Source organism: Pseudomonas sp. S9 (assembly GCF_000222125.1).
Lineage (GTDB): Bacteria > Pseudomonadota > Gammaproteobacteria > Pseudomonadales > Pseudomonadaceae > Aquipseudomonas > Aquipseudomonas segetis.
This window is the reverse complement of sequence record NZ_AFFX01000005.1, coordinates 108823-131510: the sequence shown is the minus strand read 5'-3', so window position 1 is coordinate 131510 and position 22688 is coordinate 108823. Positions and strand designations below refer to the sequence as shown.

The 22688-nt window shown below is 55.5% G+C and carries 21 protein-coding genes and 2 pseudogenes; 12 read left to right on the top strand and 11 right to left on the bottom strand.

Features of this window, described 5'->3' with window-relative positions:
- Positions 1–7: 7 nt before the first annotated feature.
- From PSES9_RS0111975 to PSES9_RS0111965, 3 genes are read right to left on the bottom strand one after another with little or no spacing between them, the layout of a single operon-like run.
- Positions 8–598 (bottom strand): LON peptidase substrate-binding domain-containing protein, encoded by a 591-nt coding sequence (locus PSES9_RS0111975; RefSeq protein ID WP_010487222.1) that lies wholly within the window; start codon positions 596–598, stop codon positions 8–10.
- 10 nt (positions 599–608) lie between these two features.
- A complete protein-coding gene (locus PSES9_RS0111970; RefSeq protein WP_010487221.1) occupies positions 609–1325 on the bottom strand; it encodes an LrgB family protein in 717 nt (238 codons plus the stop codon).
- Positions 1322–1684: a CidA/LrgA family protein gene (locus PSES9_RS0111965; RefSeq protein WP_010487219.1), complete on the bottom strand. Its 363-nt coding sequence runs from the start codon at positions 1682–1684 to the stop codon at positions 1322–1324. The genes PSES9_RS0111970 and PSES9_RS0111965 overlap by 4 nt, the downstream gene beginning before the upstream one ends.
- A 230-nt stretch (positions 1685–1914) precedes the next feature.
- Here PSES9_RS0111965 and PSES9_RS0111960 point away from each other — a divergent pair, with 230 nt between their 5' ends.
- The 6 genes from PSES9_RS0111960 (at position 1915) to PSES9_RS0111935 (ending at position 6333) form a co-directional block, all read left to right on the top strand.
- Positions 1915–2370 carry a MaoC family dehydratase gene (locus PSES9_RS0111960; protein WP_010487217.1) on the top strand — a complete coding sequence of 152 codons (456 nt, stop codon included), beginning with the start codon at positions 1915–1917 and terminating at the stop codon, positions 2368–2370.
- Between the two features lie 156 nt (positions 2371–2526).
- Positions 2527–4263: a C13 family peptidase gene (locus tag PSES9_RS0111955; RefSeq protein WP_010487215.1), complete on the top strand. Its 1737-nt coding sequence runs from the start codon at positions 2527–2529 to the stop codon at positions 4261–4263.
- Positions 4264–4348: 85 nt separating this feature from the next.
- Positions 4349–4990, top strand: a complete 642-nt coding sequence (locus tag PSES9_RS0111950; RefSeq protein ID WP_010487213.1) for an oxidoreductase — start codon at positions 4349–4351, stop codon at positions 4988–4990.
- 18 nt (positions 4991–5008) lie between these two features.
- Positions 5009–5359, top strand: coding sequence for a DUF5629 family protein (locus PSES9_RS0111945; protein ID WP_010487211.1), 351 nt, complete (start codon positions 5009–5011; stop codon positions 5357–5359).
- A gap of 19 nt (positions 5360–5378) precedes the next feature.
- Complete coding sequence (locus PSES9_RS0111940; protein WP_010487210.1) at positions 5379–5990, top strand: class I SAM-dependent methyltransferase; 612 nt, start codon at positions 5379–5381, stop codon at positions 5988–5990.
- A 73-nt stretch (positions 5991–6063) separates the two neighbouring features.
- Positions 6064–6333 (top strand): hypothetical protein, encoded by a 270-nt coding sequence (locus PSES9_RS0111935; protein WP_010487207.1) that lies wholly within the window; start codon positions 6064–6066, stop codon positions 6331–6333.
- On the opposite strand, the gene PSES9_RS0111930 is transcribed toward PSES9_RS0111935, so the two are convergent.
- The 3 genes from PSES9_RS0111930 to mpl are packed head-to-tail and all read right to left on the bottom strand — an operon-like array spanning position 6330 to position 8609.
- Positions 6330–6629: a YceK/YidQ family lipoprotein gene (locus PSES9_RS0111930; RefSeq protein ID WP_036988204.1), complete on the bottom strand. Its 300-nt coding sequence runs from the start codon at positions 6627–6629 to the stop codon at positions 6330–6332. The genes PSES9_RS0111935 and PSES9_RS0111930 overlap by 4 nt on opposite strands.
- Entirely contained in the window at positions 6622–7254 is a 633-nt protein-coding gene (gene ubiX / locus PSES9_RS0111925; RefSeq protein ID WP_010487204.1) for a flavin prenyltransferase UbiX, read from the bottom strand. The genes PSES9_RS0111930 and ubiX overlap by 8 nt, the downstream gene beginning before the upstream one ends.
- Positions 7255–7256: 2 nt before the next feature.
- Complete coding sequence (gene mpl, locus PSES9_RS0111920) at positions 7257–8609, bottom strand: UDP-N-acetylmuramate:L-alanyl-gamma-D-glutamyl-meso-diaminopimelate ligase (RefSeq protein WP_010487203.1); 1353 nt, start codon at positions 8607–8609, stop codon at positions 7257–7259.
- A 553-nt stretch (positions 8610–9162) separates the two neighbouring features.
- Here mpl and exaC point away from each other — a divergent pair.
- Positions 9163–10683, top strand: a pseudogene (gene exaC / locus PSES9_RS23455) (acetaldehyde dehydrogenase ExaC).
- Between the two features lie 231 nt (positions 10684–10914).
- A pseudogene (locus PSES9_RS23450) lies at positions 10915–11367 on the top strand (GNAT family N-acetyltransferase); the annotation flags it as partial.
- A gap of 55 nt (positions 11368–11422) precedes the next feature.
- On the opposite strand, the gene PSES9_RS0111905 reads toward PSES9_RS23450, so the two are convergent.
- On the bottom strand, positions 11423–13021 hold the full coding sequence (locus PSES9_RS0111905) for a protein kinase (RefSeq protein WP_029529518.1): 1599 nt from the start codon (positions 13019–13021) through the stop codon (positions 11423–11425).
- Positions 13022–13158: 137 nt separating this feature from the next.
- Between PSES9_RS0111905 and PSES9_RS0111900 the strand changes: the two genes are divergently transcribed.
- Positions 13159–14001, top strand: coding sequence for a zinc-dependent peptidase (locus PSES9_RS0111900; RefSeq protein WP_010487198.1), 843 nt, complete (start codon positions 13159–13161; stop codon positions 13999–14001).
- 94 nt (positions 14002–14095) lie between these two features.
- Positions 14096–14623, top strand: a complete 528-nt coding sequence (gene ppa / locus PSES9_RS0111895; protein ID WP_010487196.1) for an inorganic diphosphatase — start codon at positions 14096–14098, stop codon at positions 14621–14623.
- A 74-nt stretch (positions 14624–14697) separates the two neighbouring features.
- Here ppa and PSES9_RS0111890 read toward each other — a convergent pair whose 3' ends face one another.
- The 3 genes from PSES9_RS0111890 to aqpZ form a co-directional block, all read right to left on the bottom strand.
- A complete protein-coding gene (locus tag PSES9_RS0111890) occupies positions 14698–16989 on the bottom strand; it encodes a CHASE2 domain-containing protein (RefSeq protein ID WP_010487194.1) in 2292 nt (763 codons plus the stop codon).
- A gap of 65 nt (positions 16990–17054) precedes the next feature.
- Entirely contained in the window at positions 17055–17990 is a 936-nt protein-coding gene (locus PSES9_RS23445; protein WP_010487193.1) for a FecR family protein, read from the bottom strand.
- 192 nt (positions 17991–18182) lie between these two features.
- Complete coding sequence (aqpZ, locus tag PSES9_RS0111880) at positions 18183–18884, bottom strand: aquaporin Z (RefSeq protein ID WP_010487190.1); 702 nt, start codon at positions 18882–18884, stop codon at positions 18183–18185.
- 840 nt (positions 18885–19724) lie between these two features.
- Here aqpZ and PSES9_RS0111875 point away from each other — a divergent pair.
- Complete coding sequence (locus PSES9_RS0111875; protein ID WP_010487188.1) at positions 19725–20438, top strand: response regulator transcription factor; 714 nt, start codon at positions 19725–19727, stop codon at positions 20436–20438.
- Positions 20439–20784: 346 nt separating this feature from the next.
- A complete protein-coding gene (locus PSES9_RS0111870) occupies positions 20785–21999 on the top strand; it encodes a tyrosine-type recombinase/integrase (RefSeq protein ID WP_010487186.1) in 1215 nt (404 codons plus the stop codon).
- Positions 22000–22011: 12 nt separating this feature from the next.
- Here PSES9_RS0111870 and PSES9_RS0111865 read toward each other — a convergent pair whose 3' ends face one another.
- On the bottom strand, positions 22012–22674 hold the full coding sequence (locus PSES9_RS0111865; RefSeq protein WP_010487184.1) for a hypothetical protein: 663 nt from the start codon (positions 22672–22674) through the stop codon (positions 22012–22014).
- Positions 22675–22688: the final 14 nt, after the last annotated feature.

Here is a 22688-nt window from a genome sequence, read left to right as displayed (position 1 = left end):
ATGCAGGTCAGGCGTTAAGCTCGGCCTGCAATTGATCAAGTACTTCTTGCAGCAACGCCAGGCGCTCCAAGGGCTGGTCAATGCCCAGCAATTGAATTTTCTGCTCGGGCTCAAGCGGTAACAGGTAAGCCAACTGATTGGCCAGATCCGCTTGGCCATTCGCCTGGCCTTCCATGCCCAACGCCTCGACCATGGGATGCACCGCCAACGCATGGAGCAAGGCATTGAGGTCGGCATGCTCTTCCAGCAATGGCTGTTCAGGCGCCTCATCCAGCCAGGTGATGTCGGCCATGGTCAGTTGATCGGCCAAAAGCTGCGCCCGCTCAACACGAAAGCGGCGTGCGCCCTGTACGCGAATACCTAGCAAGCCATTGGGCTGCTGCTGGAAGTCACGAACCAGGGCTTCACAACCTACTGCCGAGAACTCTGCTGCCGCGGCACCGACTTCATTGCCTTCAAGAATGCACACCACGCCAAAGCCTTGGCCTTGCTTCATGCAGCGGCTGACCATGTCGAGGTAGCGCGCTTCGAAAATTTGCAGATCCAGCAAACAGCCAGGAAACAACACCGTATTCAACGGAAACAATGGCAGGGGCACAACAAACTCCTCACCTCAGTAAAACAAAAGCCAACGGCAGCAGCACAGCCGTCAGCATACCCATCAAACTCATGGCCAGTGCGGCAAACGCTCCACACTCCTCGCTTTCCTGCATCGCTCGTGACGTACCGACAGCATGCGCGCTGATGCCTAGCGCCAACCCGACCGCAGCATGATGATGCACACCAAAGATGCGCAGCAATGAAGGCCCGAGAATGGCGCCAACAACACCGGTCAGCATCACAAACACCGCAGCCAGTGCCGCAATGCCTCCAATTTGATCGGCCACCAACATGGCAATCGGCGAGGTAACCGACTTGGGCGCGATACTCATCAGCATCAAGGGTTCAGCCCCGAATAACCATGCAATGCCAATGCCTAGGCAGGTGGCAACAAGGCCACCAACCAATAAGGTTGTCACTGTTGGCCAGAACAGTTGGCGGATTCTGCGCAAGTTAAGGTACAGGGGCACGGCCAGGGCAACAGTGGTCGGGCCAAGGAACAGGGTCATGGATTCAACGCTGAGCTTGTACTCGGCGTAGCTCAGACCACAGATCAGCAGCACGGCGATAACGATGACCATCGACACCAATACCGGCTGCAAAAAGACCCAGCGCGTCTTCTCATAACCCACCATTGCCAGTTGATAGGCGCCCAGGGTGATTCCCACGCCAAACAGCGGATGGTGAGTAACTGCTTGCCACGCCGCCAGCCAGTCCAGGGTCATAGGCCACCCTGCTTACGTACCTGGCGCTCGATCAGCTTTTGCATCAGCCAACCGGCGAAGACCAGTGAAAGAACCAATGAAAGCACCAGCGCACCGACCACCGCCCAGAAGTCGGCGGCAATGTCGGTGGCAAAGGGCATCACCCCCACAGCGGGCGGCACAAGGATCAGCGGGAGGTATTTGAGCAGGCTGCTCGCGGCTTCGCGCAACGGCGCATCGACCTCGCCACGAACAAGTAGAAACACAAACAACAGCATCATGCCGATAATCGGCCCCGGCAAAATCGGGAAAAATAAAACATTCAGCGCCGTGCCCAATAATTGACACAGCACCAGCCAGGAAAGGCCGCGCAACAGCATTGTGAATCTCCGCAGGATAATGGCGTGGCTGCATATCATCGCGCACGCATCAGGTGATCGAGGCGCGCATTGCGCCCAGCAAACCTAACCATTATAGGCTGCCTATGGGCTCGCCTATAACCCAGTATTCAAAAAGCAACATGGTGCTTGACCCTGAAACCGGGCCATGGTGATCTAAGTTCTTGAGGCAATACACCTAAAAGAACAAAACGTCTCCCCAAGGAGGGAATATGCCGCAGGTGAAAATTGAAGAGTTGAAAAGCTCCATCGGTAAAGAACTGGGTCGCTCCGAGTGGTTAACTATTGATCAACAACGCATCAATCAGTTCGCCGACTGCACCGGCGACCATCAATTCATTCACGTCGACCCAGAGAAAGCCAGGCAGACCCCATTTGGCTCAACCATTGCGCACGGCTTCTTGTCCCTGTCGCTGATCCCGATGCTCATGGACGGCATCATGCTGGTACCTGAAGGCCTGAAAATGGCCATCAACTACGGCTTTGATTCTGTACGCTTTATCCAGCCGGTCAAGGTCGATTCCAAGGTGCGCCTGGTCGCCACCCTGCTTGATGTCCACGAAAAAAACCCAGGGCAATGGCTGCTCAAGGTCCGCGCGGTTCTTGAAATCGAAGGATCTGAAAAGCCAGCCTACATATCTGAAATACTCACGCTCTGCTTCGTTTAGCCTGAACCATGATGGCGGCGGTGACCTGCCGCCATCACTACAACCTTTGCCCAGAGTAAAGGCCCTGATCAAATTCCATCCCGGGTCACCCCCGTCTAGTTCTTCAACCGTTGCTTTGCTGCATACTTCAACTCTGTATTTCCAGGGATGTTCAATATGCGCCGTTTCACCAAAGTGGCTGCCGTAACGCTCACACTGCTTCTGGTGGCCTGTGGCGAGGGCGAGCCACTGCTACCGGCCAACGCCACGCTCCCCGACGGTTCGAGCTATCGCGGCCAGGTAGTCGATGGTTTGCTGCAAGGTCCGGGACGCCTGGATTTTGCTGATGGTGGCTGGTACCAAGGTGAGTTCAAGGATGGTCGAATGAGCGGTGCCGGCGAACTGCGCAAAGGCAACGGTGAGCACTACATCGGCCAGTTCAAGCAAGGCCTTTATGAGGGCCAGGGTGAGCTCACCCTGGCAGACGGCAGTCATTACAAAGGCGGTTTCAGCCAGGGTCTGTACGCCGGCGAAGGCACCTTGAAGCACAATTCAACCCTCTATACCGGCCAGTTCCAACAAGGCCAATTCAGCGGCTTGGGCTCGCTCGATTCCCCCGACAAGAGCAACCACAGTGGCCAGTTCAGTGCAGGCAAAGCCAATGGCCATGGCGTGCGCCGCGATGAATACGGCAACCAATTCAGTGGGGTATTCAACAACGGCTTACTCAATGGCCCTGGAAGCTTTAAAAGCAGCGATGGCGACCTCTATACCGGCAACTTTGTCGATGACCAGTTTGTTGGCAGCGGTCGCTATCAAACCGCTGACGGCGATGTCTGGAGCGGTGAATTCAGTAACGGCGCACTGAATGGCCACGGTGAGTTCAAAGGTGCCGACGGCAGCCACTATCTGGGACAGTTCGATGATTGGTCATACAACGGCCGAGGTCACCTGACCCTGGCTGATGGCAGCCAGTACGACGGACACTTCATCTACGGCGAGTACACGGGGCCAGGCATCTTAACGCTGGCCGATGGCAGCATAAAATCCGGGACCTGGCTAAATGGCCAATTGATCCGCGATGTGCAGGGTAACCCCCTTGTCGATCCACTTGAGGTTGGCTTACTCGAACAAGGCAAGCTGCTGGAAAACACAATCAAGCAGTTGCCACAATCGACGGCTGAACAAGAAATCTATGCCCTTACGGTCGCCGGAGACGGTAAGCAAAGCGTCTTCATGCGCGAAGCGAACTACGTCGATGACCTGCTGCAAAAGCGGTTTTCCGCACGGGGCACAATCGCCTTGATCAATCACCGGGATCACATAAATGATCGGCCACTGGCCACCCGCGAAAGCATTCGCCGCACGGTCGAAGCAATAGCGCAACGCACCGGGCCAGAAGACCTGGTGTTTATCTATTTGACCAGCCACGGCTCACGCAATCATGAATTAAGCCTGGATATACCACGCATCCAGCTCTCCGACTTACCCGCCAGTGAACTTGGTGCCTTGCTCAAGCCCTTGGCCGACCGCGACAAAGTCGTCGTGATCTCTGCTTGTTACTCCGGTGGTTTTATCCCCGCGCTAAAAGACCAGCGCACCTTGGTAATCACGGCCTCGCGCACTGATCGCGTATCGTTCGGCTGCTCCGACGACAACGACTTCACCTATTTTGGCCGGGCACTGTTTGCCAACGCACTGAACCAGACGGATGACCTTGAACGTGCATTTGAATTGGCCAAGGCGGAGGTCAGCAAGCGCGAAAAGGAACAGGACTTCGCCCCATCAGAGCCACAGATCTGGGCCGCGCAACAGGTGATCAAACACTGGCAGGCACTGCGTGCCGATCAAGCAAAACGCGCGCTGATGATCAAATCCACTGACTCAACCACAGTTGAAACACTGAAAAAATGATAACCAGACGCAGATTTTTTGCCTATCGCGCAATAGTTCGCCACGGCCTGATAAGCTGATATGTATCAGCGGAGAAACAACAACTATGTATTTGACCCCTCAACACATCTTGCTTGCAGGCGCGACCGGTCTTACTGGCGAGCATTTGCTCGACAGGCTGCTCAATGAACCTACGGTTGCAAGGGTTCTGGCGCCTACCCGTCGTGCGCTGGCCGAACACCCTCACCTGGAAAACCCCGTGGGTGAGCTACTGGATGTATTGCCGCAACTGAGCGGCCAGGTCGATACCGCCTTTTGCTGCCTGGGCACAACAATCAAGCAAGCGGGTTCAAAAGAAGCGTTCCGCGCGGTGGATCATGACCTGGTCCTGGCATTCGCCCAGCGCGCCCGTGACCTGGGCGCCCGCCACTTGCTGGTGGTCAGCGCGCTTGGCGCAGACGCCAACTCTTCGGTGTTCTACAACCAGGTCAAAGGCCAGACCGAACAAGCCCTGAAACAACAGGGTTGGCCGCAACTGACCATAGCGCGCCCTTCTCTGTTGATAGGTCCTCGCGCGGAGTTTCGCCTGGGCGAACGTGTGCTGATGCCATTATCACGCTTGGTGCCCGGCAAATATCACGGCATTGAGACCACCGTATTGGCCCGTGCCTTATGGCGCCTGGCGCTTGAGGAGGATGATGGCACACGCATCATCGAGTCCGATCAACTGCGCCGGTTAGGCCGCTAACACTGGGAAACGCTGAATATGAGCACTACTCACAACAGCCTGATTGAAGCCCTGGTCGATGCCGACATGCTGGAAATCGACGGCCTGTACGCCTGGCAATTCAGCCTCGACAAAGAACTGCTCGCACAGGTCAGCGCCGGCTCAGCCAGCACCGACAGCCAAGCCAAGCCGCTGCTGAGCATGGAGTGCATAGACGGCCGCGATCGCCGTCACTGGCAGTTCACCCTGGGCCAGATCAGCGCCGCGACTTATGACAGCAGCAATGAACATTGGAATATCGCAGGGGCCGAACAATCGCATAAGCTCAAGTGCTTCGCCGCCATTACGGGTAACAATGATGACGATGACGAGTCAGAAGCGCAGGACTGACGATTAACAGGACGGGCTGATGAACCTGTACGATCGCTTTGTATTGCCACGCTTAATTGACTTTGCCTGCGGCATGGGCGAAGTCATGAAGGCGCGCTCCAAGATTGTTCCTCAGGCCCACGGCAGAGTGCTTGAAATAGGCATCGGCAGCGGTCTGAACCTTGAGTTTTATGACCCGGAAAAAGTCAGCGCCGTGGTTGGCGTTGATCCCTCTGCCGAGATGCAAAAGCTGGCGCGAGAACGAGCTGCCAGAACCCCGATCCCAATTGAAATGATTGCCCTGGAACTTGGCCAGATCAAAGCCGCCGACGCCAGTTTCGACAGCATTGTTTGCACCTTCACCCTTTGCACCATTGCCGACACGGCCACCGCGCTTAAAGAAATGCGCCGAGTGCTCAAGCCACAGGGGCGCCTGCTGTTTTGCGAGCACGGCCTGGCCCCCGACGCCAGGGTAGTGCGCTGGCAGAATCGACTCACGCCCATCTGGAAGCCACTGGCTGGCGGCTGCCACCTAAATCGCGATATTCCAGCCCTGATAAGCGCCGGCGGCTTCAGGATTGGCGAGCTGGACAAACGCTACCTGCAAGGCCCCAAAGCCATGACCTACGTCTATTCGGGCTGGGCGGACTAAGCAAAACAGCACGACTACTGCGTTGCCATGGCCCAAAGGGGCGCGACTTAACGCTTAATCCTGGAAGCCAAGCATGGACGATCAACGCATCCAACTGATCAACAAAATTCCTCTCGGCGCCAGCAAAGCCAAGGCATTCGGCCGTACCTACAGCATTAGCCGCAGCGACTTCAATGCAGGTCAAAGCATCAAGGTCTATGCCGAAGAGCTCGGTGGCACTGACTTTATCAGCTTCAACTACTACATCACCGCCAACACAGCACTGCTCAAACCTTGCGAGATGCCGCAGGAAAAAGTGATGAGCTTCTTGCGCGAATTTGAATTGATCACGCCCAGCAGTTAAAGACCGCCAGTGACATTCAAGGTACCACCCAGGGCGGTAATCAACGACAAAGGCAACAGCAGCGTATCGAGCAAGGCACTGAAGGGCAGGTCCAGCCCAGGCATTGCCGGGGCCTGCGCACCAAAGCGGTCCAGCGGGCAACAGCCGCCATTGAGCACATACCAGTCGAGCCGGGTTCCGGCATAAACCACCGGGGCATCGGCCTTGGCTGCATCAAGTGTGCTTACAGTGGCGCAGCCACTTGTGACTAAAAGCAATGCAAGCATTGGCGCGATGCCAAAAAAGTGTTTAGTCATCGCGACTAACGTGATGATGCTCACCCCAGCGTGGCAACATATCTTGTGGAATGCCAAGGCAATTGAGGATTCGCGCGACTACAAAATCGATCAAGTCATCAATGGTCTGCGGTTGGTGGTAAAAGCCAGGCGCCGCCGGCAATATTGTCGCCCCGAGGTTGGACAGCTTGAGCATGTTTTCCAGGTGAATACTGGAGAATGGAGCCTCGCGCGGAACCAGGATCAACTGCCGACGCTCCTTGAGGGTGACATCTGCCGCTCGCTCGATCAGGTTATTGCAGGCGCCAGTGGCAATTGCAGAAAGGGTACCGGTTGAACAGGGTACAACCACCATCGCGCTCGGCGAGCCAGAGCCTGAAGCCACTGGCGACATCCAGTCTTCCTTGCCATAGACCCGGATTTGCTCAGGCGCAGCCCCGGTGTACTCGCTTAGAAAAGCCTGCATCGCTTGTGGCTTGGCAGGCAGGGTTACGTCCGTTTCGGTCGCCATGACCAGTTGTGCCGCCTTGGAAATCAGAAAGTGCACCTCACGCTCTTCCTGCACCAGGCAATCCAGCAGGCGCAGCCCATACTGGGCGCCAGAAGCACCTGTCATCGCCAAGGTAACGCGTTCCGGGCCTTGCATGCTTATGCCTCCAGCGCCTTCGCTAATTTACTGTGCAGGCCGCCGAAGCCACCATTGCTCATCACCACCACTTGTGTTCCCGGCTCTGCCTGGGCCTTGACCCCTGCAATAATGGCGTCGAGCGAGTCGCAGACGGTGGTTGGCACCGAGGATGAAGCCACGACCGCCGCCAGGTCCCAGCCCAGGTTTGCCGGAGCATACCAATACACTTGATCCGCCTGATGCACAGAGCCAGGCAAACCATCGCGGTGAGCACCAAGCTTCATCGAATTGGAACGCGGCTCGATAACTGCAATCAGCTTGGCCGAACCTATTTGCTTGCGCAAACCGTCGAGGGTCGTGGCGATCGCCGTTTGATGATGGGCGAAATCATCATAGATGGTCGCACCCTTGACTTCGGCGACCTTCTCCATCCGCCGCTTGGCATTTTTGAACAGGCACAGCGCTTCAATTCCCAGTGCGGGCACAACTCCGACATGCCGCGCGGCAGCCAGCACAGCCAGTGCGTTAGCGACGTTGTGCTGGCCGGTCAGCGCCCAGTCGACAATACCCTCGACCCGACCCTCGAACAGCACTTCAAAACGAGCGCCGTCCTCACTCAGCAAACGTGCCTGCCACTGGCCATCAGCGCCGGTGGTTTGCACCGGCGTCCAGCACCCCATCTCGACTACCCGCTTCAGCGCAGCTTCAGCAGTAGGATGAATAACCAGACCTTCACTTGGAATGGTACGTACCAGATGGTGGAACTGACGCTCAATCGCCGCCAGATCAGGAAAGATGTCCGCATGATCAAACTCGAGGTTGTTCAGAATCGCAGTACGTGGCCGGTAATGGACAAACTTGGAACGCTTGTCAAAGAACGCGCTGTCATATTCATCCGCCTCAATGACGAAAAATGGGGTAGCACCCAAACGTGCCGAGACACCAAAGTTCTGCGGCACACCACCAATCAGGAACCCCGGACTCATACCAGCATGCTCAAGCACCCACGCCAACATGCTGCTGCTGGTGGTTTTGCCATGGGTACCGGCCACGGCCAGCACCCAGCGGCCTTGCAGCACGTGGTCGGCCAACCACTGCGGCCCGCTGACGTAGGGCAAGCCTTTGTTCAATACATACTCGACTGCCGGATTACCACGCGACATGGCGTTGCCTATCACCACCAGATCAGGAGCGGGCTCAAGCTGCGCTGGATCGTAGCCCTGGGTGAGCTCGATGCCCTGGGCTTCAAGCTGGGTACTCATTGGCGGGTATACGTTGGCATCGGAACCGGTGACATGGTGGCCCAACTCCTTGGCCAATACCGCCATGGAACCCATGAATGTGCCGCAAATACCAAGGATGTGGATATGCATGAAAAACCTAAACCTCAAAAAACGGGCCGCAGCAGCCCGACAAAATCTCGCCGCAGATTAGCACAGCAGAGCAGGCCGATAAGCCTGCGAGCGACTAATCTCTATCTAGGCAGTGTACAAACACAAAGTGTGCGCCGAGCCGAGCCCAATGCCTTTGGCTGATTCTCCTCTGGAAACATCTGAAATTAAGCAAGCAGGCCAGGATAGGACAAAGCACAACGATCCATGGGAGTAACAGACAAGGGCCGGCCCTAAGGGCGAACGACAGCGAGGAACAAATGCGAAAAAGTAGCCGAGGACGCGCTCGCCTTGAGCGTGCCTAAATGAGCATTTGATTCGGGCCGTTCACCCCATTGGACCGCAGCAAGGGCTGCCCAACTGAAGTTTGTTCAGCCTGCTTTTAACCCAACATGGGCTGCACCAGCCTAGGCTGCCTCAGTAGTATCGAGGGCAGCAGCTTTGCAGAGGTTCCCCTAGATTGACCATGTGATGCCCATGGGCTGCCACCGCTGACCTTGATGTGCATCACCACAACACAAGAGAGGCCCACATCATGATTTACGCCAAACCCGGAACGCCAGGCTCGGTTGTTTCATTCAAGACGCGTTATGGCAACTTTATTGGAGGCCAGTTCGTTGACCCAGTCGATGGCGAGTATTTCACCAATACCAGCCCAATAGACGCCTCGGTGATAGCCGAGTTTCCCCGCTCTCGCGCGGCTGATATCGAGCTTGCACTGGATGCAGCCCACAGCGCCGCGGATGCCTGGGGCAAAACTTCAGCCCAGGCACGCGCCCTTGTCCTGCTGAAAATCGCTGACCGTATCGAAGAGAACCTTGAACTGCTGGCGGTCACCGAAACCTGGGACAACGGCAAAGCCGTACGCGAAACCCTGAATGCCGACGTCCCCCTGGCTGCCGACCACTTTCGCTATTTCGCCGGTTGTATTCGCGCCCAGGAAGGCAGCGCCGCAGAAATTGATGAACACACGGCGGCCTACCATTTCCACGAGCCGCTGGGAGTGGTTGGCCAGATCATCCCATGGAACTTTCCACTGCTGATGGCCGCCTGGAAGCTCGCCCCGGCTCTGGCAGCAGGTAATTGCGTGGTCCTCAAGCCAGCGGAACAAACACCCCTTTCGATCACCCTGTTTGCCCAGTTGGTCGGCGACCTGCTACCTGCCGGGGTGCTCAACATCGTCCAGGGTTATGGTCGCGAAGCGGGTGAAGCGCTGGCCACCAGCAAGCGGATCGCCAAGATTGCCTTTACCGGCTCAACGCCCGTGGGCTCGCATATTCTCAAATGCGCGGCTGAAAACATCATTCCCTCGACCGTGGAGCTAGGTGGCAAATCCCCCAACCTGTTCTTCGAAGACATCATGCAGGCCGAGCCCGAGTTCATTGAAAAGGCCGCCGAAGGCCTGGTGCTGGCCTTCTTCAACCAAGGCGAAGTCTGCACCTGCCCTTCCCGGGCATTGGTTCAGGAGTCGATCTACGAACCCTTCATGCTCGAAGTGATGAAGAAGATCAAGCAGATCAAGCGCGGCAATCCACTGGATACAGAAACCATGGTTGGCGCCCAGGCCTCGGAACAGCAATACGATAAAATCCTGAGCTACCTCGAGATAGCCCAACAGGAAGGTGCAGAACTGCTTACCGGAGGAGCCAGTGAAACCCTTGAGGGTGACCTGGCAAGCGGCTAATAAATCCAGCCGACACTGCTCAAAGGCACCAACAAGATGCGTGTCTTCCAGGAAGAAATCTTTGGCCCGGTGGTTGGGGTGACCACATTCAAGGATGAAGCAGAGGCGCTAGCCATCGCCAACGACACCGAGTTCGGCCTGGGAGCAGGCCTTTGGACCCGCGACATCAACCGTGCGTACCGCATGGGCCGGGCAATCAAAGCAGGACGGGTCTGGACCAACTGCTACCACCTCTACCCGGCACATGCGGCGTTCGGTGGCTATAAAAAGTCCGGCGTGGGCCGCGAAACTCACAAAATGATGCTCGATCATTACCAGCAAACCAAAAACCTGCTGATCAGCTACGACATCAACCCACTGGGCTTTTTCTAGCCACAACGCAGGCCACATGCAATATGTGGCCTGCCTCCCAGCACGATTTTCTAGGGCAACAGCCCAACACAGAGCAAACGCTTGCTTGGATTGCACTTTCCATTTTTTCTAGGCAGCATCAATCCCGATACTGGCATAAGCCATGCTTGTTTTTTTGAGCCAACACGGGGACTGGCTGCTGTTAAAGCACTACAGGTCAAGCCCGCCCAACTACTGATACTGAGGCCTGCAATGCGCATCGTTCAAGCCACGCTGGAACACTTGGATCTGTTGACCCCTCTGTTCGTCAAATACCGTGAGTTCTACGGTGAACTGTCTTTCCCGGACTCGTCGCGGGCCTTTCTGGAGAAACGCCTGCGCCGCAAGGAATCGGTGATTTACCTGTCATTGGCTGATGATGAAGACAAACTGCTCGGCTTTTGTCAGCTTTATCCGAGCTATTCCTCCCTGGCCCTCAAGCGGGTGTGGATTCTCAACGACATCTACGTTGCCGAAGACGCTCGCCGCCAACTGGTCGCTGATCGCTTGATCCAAACCGCGAAGAAAATGGCCAAAGACACCAATGCCGTGCGCATGCGTGTGTCCACCAGCAGCGATAACGAAGTGGCACAGAAAGTTTACGAGTCCATTGGCTTTGTGGTTGACGAGCAATTCAAGAACTGCCTGCTGCCAATCAACCCTGACCGAGCCCTTCGCCAGCAGGGGCTTGCAAAAGATCAAACCACTGCTGGAAATCGCGTCAACGGGCGGGGCTCACAAAAAAGCCAATGCTCAACTGCAACAACAAGATGCCGACCACCCATATTCGCCAACTGACAACTTTACTGGCCGACTTGCTGCTACCCGGGCTTTGCTGAAGCGGTTGCTGCAAGGCTTGCTGAAACTCAGAAAGGGCATCGAAGCGGGACGCGGCCTGGGGCGCCAAGGCCCTCGCCAGCACGCCGTCCCAGCCCTCAGGCAGTCGTCGATTGAAGTTCGCCAATGGCACATAGTGACTCACTGGACTGGCTGTTGGGCGGGCAATTTCTGGCCACTGGCCACATAGCAACCAGTAGGCTAAGGCTGCCAAGGCAAACTGATCAGCGCGCCCATCCACGCGTCCTCCAGCCATTCGCATCTCAGGCGCCAATGGCAAGGCATCAACTGGCATGGCCTGGCGTGGCGCCCCCGGAATCAACACAGCATGCTCTGCGAATAACAAGACTCGCCCAGACTCGGCAATCAGAATATTGCGCGGATTCAACCACAAGCCCTGCATGCCTCGACGCTGCAGGGCACGAACCCCGTCTATCGCCTGCTTGATAATCGACATGACCCCTTGCACTGCCAAGGGCCCGCGCCCGGCAGCCCAGTCAGCCAAACTGCGCATATCCGCAGATGGGTACTCAAACAGGGTGAACGCATGCTCACGAGGGTTAAATGCCGAAAGAACTTGAGGCAAACCCGGCACAGGACTGCGGCGCATGGCCCACTCACGCTGCCAGAAAACATCATCGGCAGGCTGTTCCGACAGCCACAGGAGCGCACAGCGCCCGGCAGCATCAAGCGCCTTGAACACACGCCCGGGCGGCCCAAATGAACAACTCCCGGTGATGGTCCAGCCATCTATTTGCATGCCCACGGTGGCGTTCTCGACCACCGGCCAGGTCGCTGTACCTGCCTGCCGGTCGAACTGGCTTGAATCACCCGACAAAAGCAAGGCCCCGGCACTTGGCGCACTCAACAAGGGTTCAAGCAGGCCCTGTAATTCGGTTGTGCAACAGCGCTGGCAGGCATTCTGGTAGGCGTTGAGATCGGCCACGCCGAGCAGTGGCTGAGGCGCCAGAAGCAACAAATCACCCTCGTTCAACGGCAGGCTGTACTGGATCAGCGCAAGCTCGGCCTGCTCGCCAATTTGCAGTCCATCGCGCCCTACCAGCGTATGAATATTGTTGTTTTGGTAACGCAGCAAGCCTATAGAGCCCGCCTGCAAGAACTGCACGCTCCCCTCCGGCAACAGCAGCAGGCCGACATTTAGTTCTGCAATTTCACGTCCGGCCTGCTTGCGACGAAACAGCTGTTGATTCAGAGCCGCGAGTACTTGACGCGCTGCTTGCGCCTCGCTCCAGGATTGCGGCGTACAGCGGTAGTCGGCAAACAATGCATCGAGGTAATGCTCGATACTTTGCACCACATCGGCGCATTCACGTGCCCAAAGTAATGCCACCATCAATACAGGAGGCCGTCCGTTACGCCCGGCGACCCACATCGCCCTGACCCGTGCCGCTTGGCGCGGCAGGTCTATTCCATGGCCGTAAACCACTGTGGCTGCTGGATGCTCCATGCACTCTGTAGGCATCTCAAACCCTCCCTCGCGAACGATGAATCGGCGTCCCGGGTAAACCTGTGCAGCCTTTGTGCCGTTTTCTGCTGAGCTTGTTGCCTGTCAAGCTGGAGGCTTAAGCTATATCCAGCCAAATATGGGGAGCAGCCGGGATGTGGATATTGCGTAAATGGCGACGCAGGCGAATCCTTGCCCATAACCCGGTAAGCGCGCAAAGCTGGGCCGAAGTTCGCCGACGCCTCCCCATTACCGACGGACTCAATGCACCAGACGAGCAATGTCTGCAGGAGCGAGCGGTATTATTTCTGCACGAAAAACACCTGACAGAACTCGATGGCGCAAAGCTTTGCGACGTTGATCGGCTGACGCTGGCGACCCTTGCCCAACTGCCCATACTGCATTTAGGCGAGCTGGGCTGGTATCGCGGCTTCCATGAAATCATCCTGTACCCAGATGACTTTATCAGCCCGCAAAGCGCACGCGATGCCAGCGGCGTGGTTCACCAGTGGAGCGGAGAGCACAGCGGTGAAGCCTGGCTACAGGGGCCGGTGATCCTTGCCTGCTCAGGCATTCGCAGTAGCGGCGCATGGAATGCATACAACCTGGTCATCCATGAGATGGCGCACAAGATCGATATGCTCAACGGGGCGGCCAATGGCCTGCCACCGCTACACGACAATATGCGCGTCCAGGAGTGGGCCAGCACCCTGCAAGCTGCATTTGATCAGCTCAACCTGCACCTCGACACCCAACCACATGCCCCACCACCAATCGATGCCTATGCAGCGGAAAACCCGGCAGAGTTCTTTGCAGTGTGCAGCGAGTATTTTTTCAGCGCGCCCGACCTGCTGAACCAGGCATTCCCAAGCGTTTACGCGCAGTTTGTCCTGTTTTACCGGCAAGATCCCCTGCAACGCCTGAAGCTTCTGGAACAGGCCCAGCCGAGTTATCGTCAGCAACACAGCAACGTGCCCGTGTTATACCGATACGTCTAAGCGACCAATGGTTAACTACGCCAGCGTAGCAACCATGCGGGAATAAGCCTATAATCTCGCCACTTTTTTGGCCCATTTCCAGGGAGTTAACCCCATGAGCTACAGCAAGATTCCGGCAGGCAAAGACCTTCCGAACGACATCTACGTCGCTATTGAGATTCCGGCCAACCACGCGCCGATCAAATACGAGATCGATCACGACAGCGATTGCCTGTTCGTTGATCGTTTCATGGCTACGCCAATGTTCTACCCGGCCAACTACGGTTTCATCCCGAACACCCTTGCGGACGACGGTGACCCACTCGATGTACTGGTTGTAACCCCTTACCCAGTCGCGCCAGGCGCAGTGATCCGTGCTCGCCCGGTTGGCGTGTTGCACATGACCGACGAAGCCGGTGGCGATGCCAAGCTGATTGCAGTACCGCACGACAAGCTGAGCCAGCTGTACGTCGATATCAAGGAATACACCGACCTGCCAGCGCTGCTGCTTGAACAAATCAAGCACTTCTTCGAGAACTACAAGGACCTCGAAAAAGGCAAGTGGGTCAAGGTTGAAGGCTGGGGCAATGCTGACGCGGCCCGCGCTGAAATCACCAAGGCCGTTGCCGCTTACAAAAAGTAAGCAGGCAATCGCACTACAAAAAAACCAGCCTAGTGCTGGTTTTTTTGTAGTGCGGGCGGCGATAACCGCCTGGTTCAGGCCTGCGACTCATCGAGCAATGGCAATTTCAAGCTAAACACGCTGCCCTCTCCCACCACGCTTTGACACTCGATAGTGCCGCCATGGCGCTCGACCACGGCCTTGACCATCGCCAAACCCAGGCCAATACCGCCAACTGATGTGTCCTGGGAAAAGCGCTGGTAATTCCTGAACAGCTGGGCAATGTTTTCAGCACTGATGCCTTCTCCCTGATCCGCAATCACGCACACTGCCATGCCTTGCTCTATCGATAGCGTCACGCTGACACAAGTGTTGGCAGGACTGTACTTGATCGCATTCTCAAGCAAATTAAACAGGGCGCGACACAGCAAGCCCGGGTCAGCCGACACCACGGCCTCCTCATCTGGCCAGCACGTCTTGAGCCTGATCATCTTGTTGCGCGCCAGCGTCCACACCTCATCAACCGCATCCTGGACAATGCTGTCAAACAGCACCGCTTCAAATCTGTACTCGGACGATTCAGCCTTGGTCAGTTGCAAGAAATCGTCGGTCAGGCGCAGTGCCCGGCGCACCTGTTTATCGATACTTGCAAACACCTGGTCGTGCCCATCATTTTCAGCCTGATGCATGGAAAGCAGCGACAGGATTGCCGAATGCGGCGCGCGCAGGTCATGCGAAAGAAAGCGCAGCATGCTCGCGCGTTGTTCTTCAGCCTCACGCTCGCTGGTCAAGTCAACCAGGCTGATTAGCCAGCCGGCCGTTGTTCCATGCTCTGCAGTCATCATCGAGGCGACCTCGGTGCGCAGGCTCAAGCCATGTGAAGTGCGAAACTCAACCTCACCGAGACGCTTGAACTGCTCCGGATCGTTCGTATCCAAAATGCTGACATCCGGATGCCCCAGGTGCTGTAGATAGCTAGCTAGGCTACGACGTACGCTATGGTCCTTGACCAACGCCCGTGCACGTCGGTTGGCGAACAGGATGTCTCCATCCCTACGGCACATCAAACTGGCAACCGGCAGATGCTCCAAACCATCGGTCATAAATCTTCTGGTGTTGCGCACCTGATCAACCGCGCGCTCCAGAGCGACAATACGCTGCTGGATAATATCCCCGGTCATGTGCCCCTTCTTGAAAGCACGCTCGGGCAATACTTGCGGCTCCTGATCAAGGCGCGCCAGCTCCCAGCCAAAATAGCCCAGTGCCGCGCTCAAACGTCGCCAGTTCCACAGCAAATAAGCCAGTAAAACCCCGAGAAGACTGGCCGAAGGCGGCCACCACCAACCTGCCTGCAACAACATCAGGCAAGCCAGCAACGTCAGCATGACCACACTCATACTCAGCAGCAACGCGTAACGCAGGCCAGATATCAACATAATGGCCAGCAATAGCATGACCGGCGCAACAGCCAGGAGCATGGCGCGCCACCCTGAGAGCTCGACAACGCTGCGCCCCTGCAACAGGCCGTTGAGGATATTGGCCTGAATTTCAATACCAGGCGTGACCCCGGCGCTAGCCGAGATGGGCGTGACATAGCGATCGCCCAGGCCCGGCGCGGTGGCACCTATCAGGATAATACGATTGCGCAGCAGCGAATCGGGCACCTCGCCGCGCAGGAGACTCGAGTAGGACACACTGGCAAATGTGTCGGCACGTCCCAGGTAAGGAATACGAATCACATGGTCATCAACCCAGCCTTGTGCGTTGGCCGCCAACGCCTGCCCCGGGAGCTGGCCTGCGCCGGCAGGATCAACCAATGAGTAACCAACCCAAGCCATCTGCAGCCGTGGCTTATTAACCATGCCTTCGCGCAAATGGACACTACGCACCACGCCATCACTGTCGGCTTGCACATTGATATGGCCAATTCCCCATGCACATTGGCGCAGGGGTTCCACGGGCAGAAACTCACTCGTGGCGCCGCCCTCCAGGGCGATTTGCTTGCGTATGGATGGCAACACCACCACGCCCGACTTGCATAATGCATCGGCAAAACGACGATCTACTGCGGGGCTAAGCCCAGGTTCAGTGAAAACCACATCAAACAAAATGGCTGCGGGCTTGGCATCGCTCAAACGATCAAGCAGGGCCGCGTGAACCTCTCGCGACCAGGGCCAGCGGCCAATCTCGGACAGGCTGCGATTGTCGATTTTAACAATAAGAATTCTCGGGTCGTTGCCCAGCCGGGTCAGCGAGAGCAAGCGATCGTAGATCAGTGAGTCAAACCCAAGGGCATTGGTCAGCGAGAGCACGGCAGTCAGCGGGATCAAAATCAAGGTCACAATGATCCACTCGCGAACAATACGATTGAACAACTGGCGAGACATCGAAAAAGAATTTCGCCGCTCAACCTTTGTGCCAGGCTCGCTTTTATTGTCTGTCACTCGAGTTCTCAGTACTTACTTGCAACAGGCAGGAAGTGCATCACGTGATAGATTGAAGCCATTCCTTCAAGGCCCAACTCATCAAATGCAGTTATGCGCATGTAGTACAAAGGGGAATCGAGTCCGGTGAAACTGATCTGGGTTGAACTTGAGAACTGTTCGCGCCTGATCCGCAAAAATGTTGGATCACTGGCAACCTGCACCCGATAGCGTTTGGCTCCAGCGAGCGGCTTGATCAATACAGTCCATTCGCCCTGCGCCCCTGCACTACCCTGCTGGCCAAGCAACTCAGGCCCAGGTAATAAGTCGACCGCTTTCAAGGTGCCAACAGGGGCTACACGCATGCCTTGCCTGGCGTTGATCAAACTCGGCGCATCAAGCCCATCGCCACGCTCAGCGGCAAGGCGACCAGTGAGTACTTCAGTCAAGACGGCATCCTCACCCTCAACTTGCCGTGCACGAAAATGCGTACCGCGCACACCCAGAACCCCGACAGGCGTAAGTATTTGAAAGTGTTCTACCTGAGGATCACGCTTGTGCACGTAGGACTCTACCTGCCCTTGCAGCAGCTTGACCTGCATGACTTTCTTGTCAGACAAGAGCACAACACGGCTTTGTGAAGGCAACACAATACGAGAGTCATCACCGAGCCTCAGTGCAATAAATGCATTGCTACCGGTGCGAATGCCCTGCTCCCGCTCGACCGCCATACCTTCAACCAGAGGGGTCTCCCTACCACGCTTGTCGACCAGCCAAGCCTCACCTTCAAGAGATTCGACTACCGCAGGCAAAGGCTCCGGGATATCGGCCAAGGCAAGATTTGCAGCAAGCCCATCCGCCCCAGGACGCAACTGATCAGCGTATAACCCGGTGCTGCCAAACAGGCAAATGACTGCCATGCCCAGCACCAGGGCAGCAACGGCATTGCATGGCATGCGCTTCATGAATCGACCGGCACACGCGATAAAAATGCACGAACTGTTGAATGAGCCACTTGATACCTCCCTGTGATCGATAGCCAGCCTGCGCAATTCAAGCAGAAAACCGGGCCGGCCGCTGCCTGACAGCTAAAAGCCTCTAAACAAAAACAAGGATACCCATCTCTGGATACCCTTGTTGGGTAAAACGCCTAAAAGTCAGCCGTCCTGCTTTGACCCAATCATGCGATAGATGCCTGCCCCCAATACAGCCCCGAGCAAAGGAGCAAGCCAGAACAACCAAAGCTGGGCAATAGCCCAGTCACCTGCAAAGAGGGCAACAGCCGTGCTGCGTGCAGGGTTAACCGAAGTGTTGGTCACTGGAATACTGATCATGTGGATTAACGCCAACGCCAAGCCGATCGCAATAGGCGCAAACCCCTTTGGCGCCCGTGTCGATGTTGCACCCAGAATGACCACTATAAACATCATGGTCATCACCACCTCCGTCAGGAAGGCTCCAGCCATCGAATAACCTGCGGGGGAATGTTCAGCATAGCCGTTGGCTGCAAAACCGGAGGCGGCCAGATCAAACCCGGGCTTGGCATCGGCAATAAAATACAAAACAGTGGCTGCGGCAAAGCCCCCAATCAGTTGCGCAATAACGTAGGGCAGCAACTGCCTGCCCGGGAAACGACCTCCTACCCATAACCCGAGGGTTACAGCGGGGTTTAGATGGCAACCCGAGATATGCCCAATTGCAAACGCCATGGTCAACACACTCAGGCCAAACGCCAGTGCCACACCCAGATAGCCTATATCCGAACCCGCCAATACCGCACTGCCGCAGCCGGCCAAAACCAGCCAGAAGGTACCAAATACCTCTGCCGTACATTGCTTAAAAGCCGTGTTACCACTCATGCCTGCTTCCTTACGAACATGTCCCAAAGTTATGCGAACGAGCCGTTCGCATAAGCAATATCAATGGGAGATTAGTTAACTCAAAATAATCGATGGGAAGCACGTCCTTGTGCTATTTACCAAGCGCGGTAGTGATAGCTCACTCTTGCCGGTCAACATGCAACCGCCACGCGCTCTACATCTTCCCTGAGGCATCCATGCCCTGTAGCAATCCATGCTACAGCTCACGACCATCCGAGCACGCTCGGCAGCCAACGAGAATGTTGCTCCTGGTTGGGTCCGTCCAACCTCGACCCGCTCCTGCTGGAACCTGTACACAGGTCACAAGGTTCCTTATACCAATGAAAGCCACGTACCTAGATCACAATCAGCCAATCCTATCCGTGGTCAGCTAGATGCACAGGTCGTTGCTTAGCAACCCCTTTAAACGGTGGCTAAACTGGCCTTCATTCGCGGCTTCCATGCCGCTTGCTTCGATTCATTGCGCAATCCTTGAGCAATAGATCGAACCTCTTCACTGCCTGAGTGATCAGAACAGTTAATTACAAATACTCAGCACAACCCAAAACCTGAAAGGATGGATGGAAAGACCAGCATCCATAGCAGCATGGTTAATTGCGCGCCTACAGCAACGCAGGCTACATCAGGCAATTCTTGCTACCTTGCCTTGGATCATCAAAAGTGCTTGTATGCGATTTTTATGTGGCGTAAATCTAGCAAGCAGTGATGCTGCTTTTTGGCAAATCTCATATTTGTTCAGATTTCGCCTCACCCCCGCATCCGAGCAACAACCTTACTCATTAAACCCGCTCGTTAAGTTGATACGGATCATCCCAAGCTATGCGTGTAGCAATACTGGACGACGAACAAACCGAGGTAGACCGCATCACTCAGACTCTGCAGAACATTGCAAAGCGCAGTGAGGTGCCTTGGAGTTTGCACGGTTTTAGCCGCGGCGAAGAGTTGCTCAGACAATTGAAGCGCGAAACATTCGACCTGCTGATTCTTGACTGGCAGCTGCCGGACGTAAGTGGGCTGACAGTCTTGCGCTGGAGCCGCAAACATCTTGAGAAGCAGCCTCCGGTCATCATGTTGACCAGCCGCAATGGTGAGCAGGATGTTGTGCTGGCATTAAACGAAGGCGCCGATGACTACATCAACAAACCCTTCCGTAGCCAGGAATTGCAAGCGCGGGTTCTGGCCGTGTTGCGCCGCCAAGGCAACGTCGTACAAAACAAAAGCCCTTCGCTCAAGGTCTACGACCTGCTGTTTGATGACACCGAGCAGCAGGTCAAGCGTAACGACATGCCCGTCAACCTGACCGAGCGAGAGTACAGCTTGGCGAAATGCTTGATCAGTAATATCGACCGGCCACTTTCACGCGAATACCTCTATGAGCGTTTCTGGCCCCGCGAGGAAGTCCACTCGTCACGTCCGCTTGATACGCACATTTACCGCCTGCGCAGCAAACTCGGACTCACCCCGGAAAACGGCTGGAAACTGGCAACCATCTACGGTTACGGCTATCGCCTGGAGCGAATTGCCAGCGATTAATCCTGCCTGGATCAATACACTGAAACAGTTATGGCTGGCAGCTTCGCCTGGGTCTTGCTAAAGTCTCGGCCCGCTCGCCTCTGACGACAGAGTGCACGCCCCCATTTGGCAGTTACGACTCACCAAAAATGAGTCGCGACCGCCCCCTAAAGCCGGCCACAAGCCGGCTTTTTTTATGCCCGAAATAATCCTATCAAGTCCGAAACCCAAGCTGGTAGCCTAGACGAATCAAGGGCTACAACCATTTACCTGAACAACAGAGTCCGATCCAGTACAACCCCATCCGACGACAAAGTGGGGGGACAAGTGGGGGGACAAGCGGAAATGGCAATGCAGAGGGCACACAATGGGCAAGCTGAATCCGAAACAGGTAGAGAACCTGACAGAGCCCGGCACCTACGAAGATGGCGATGGCTTACGACTGGTCGTTAAGCCCACAGGACGCAAGTCTTGGCTACTACGCTTCCAGCTCGCTGGTCGCCGCCGGGAAATGGGCTTAGGTTCGTATCCTGAGATCAGCCTCAAGAGCGCCCGACTCGAAGCAAGCACCAAACGCCGCCATCTGATAGATGGTATCGACCCACTTGCCGCCCGAGATCAGGCGCGTGAAGCCCTACGCGAGGCTCAACGAGCCCAAGAGGCAAAACAGCTCAAGTTTGAAGTACTGGCAACAGATTACTGGATCGCCCACGGCGGGAGCTGGTCTGCGCAGTGGCGTAAAGGCTGGATGCGCAAGCTAGAGCTCTATGTATTTCCCCACATAGGCAAGCTGGCTGCCGAGCAGATCGACACAGCGCATATTCTCAAGGTTCTGCAGCCCATCTGGACCACCAAAACCCGTACAGCTGACGAGGTACGCGGACAGATCGAACAAATTCTGGATGCAGCAAAAGCGCGCGGACTTCGTGACGGAGAAAACCCAGCACGGTGGCGTGGCCACCTGGACAACTTACTCAGCCGGGCGGAAAAGAAAAAGGCTAGAAAGCGCGAGCACTTCCCTGCAATGCCGTGGCAAGACGTACCAAAGCTAATGCATCAATTGAAAGCGAACATGACAGCACCATCTCTTGCCGCACAATTGCTGATCATGACCGCTGCGCGCGCACACATGGTGCGATTCGCACGCTGGGATGAGTTTGATTTTGAAGCTCGTACGTGGTCACTTCCCGACGAGCGCATGAAAATGCGCGTCGCCTTCGTAATACCACTTGCTAACGAGGTTATTGACTGCCTGCGAGATATTCGACGTATAGAAGGCAGTCCATTTTTGTTCCCTGGTCAAGGTAAAAGCGGTGTAATGCATGTAAATGCGATCCGCACCCTACTACATGACATGGGATATAAATCCATTACGCGACATGGTTTCCGCTCATCATTTCGCGACTGGGCTGGTGAACGTACACACTACCCACGTGAAGTATGTGAAATGGCACTTGCGCATGATGAACGCGACCAAACTGAAGGAGCATACTCCAGGTCTGACTATCTAGATAAGCGCAGAGAACTAATGCAAGACTGGGCAGAATACCTGACAACAGAAACGACACATCTAGACAAGTAAGCAGATAACGACTTATTTATTTTTAAAACTCATATAAACATCCCTTACCTCACCATTATTCTTTAGCGACCTAATAATAAAATCGCCGACATCAATGCTAAATGAATTGAATGACGCATCCAGAAAGCTCTCAAGCTTCAATTCAAAATCCTTGATAACGTCCTCATAGCGTGACCACCCTGATTCTGGATTGCTCGGCCCACCCCTGACAAATTCGAGAAGCTTCGCATATAAAGCGTCCCTAATAATCTTGCCCGCTTGTGCGCCTTTAAGACGACCGTCATAAGAGATATTTACTACAGCCATAAACTGCTGCCAGCCATCAAACCGGCCTAGCTCAAGCGCAGACCTCGCAGCCAGAGATGCAGCTACATCTCCTCGCCCTTGATCATATTCATAAACCGCAGCCAAGTAATAAAGAGAAGCATAAAAAAACCTCTCTTTCAACTCAACAGGCCCACGAGCCGCCTCTTCCCTCAACCAACACCAAAGAATATTTTTCTCAGATATCTTCTTGTTTCCCTCTAGAAAGGTCGACACTCTCCTTAAGAAATCGCTAAACATCTCTTTAGGCCAGCGTTTAAAAAAAATGTAACGTAAGCCAGCACGCAGCCTGTGCAAACTATCCTCAAATGAAATTGACTTAATCTTCTCAAAAGAATCATACGCACTCATAAAAATCCAGCCAT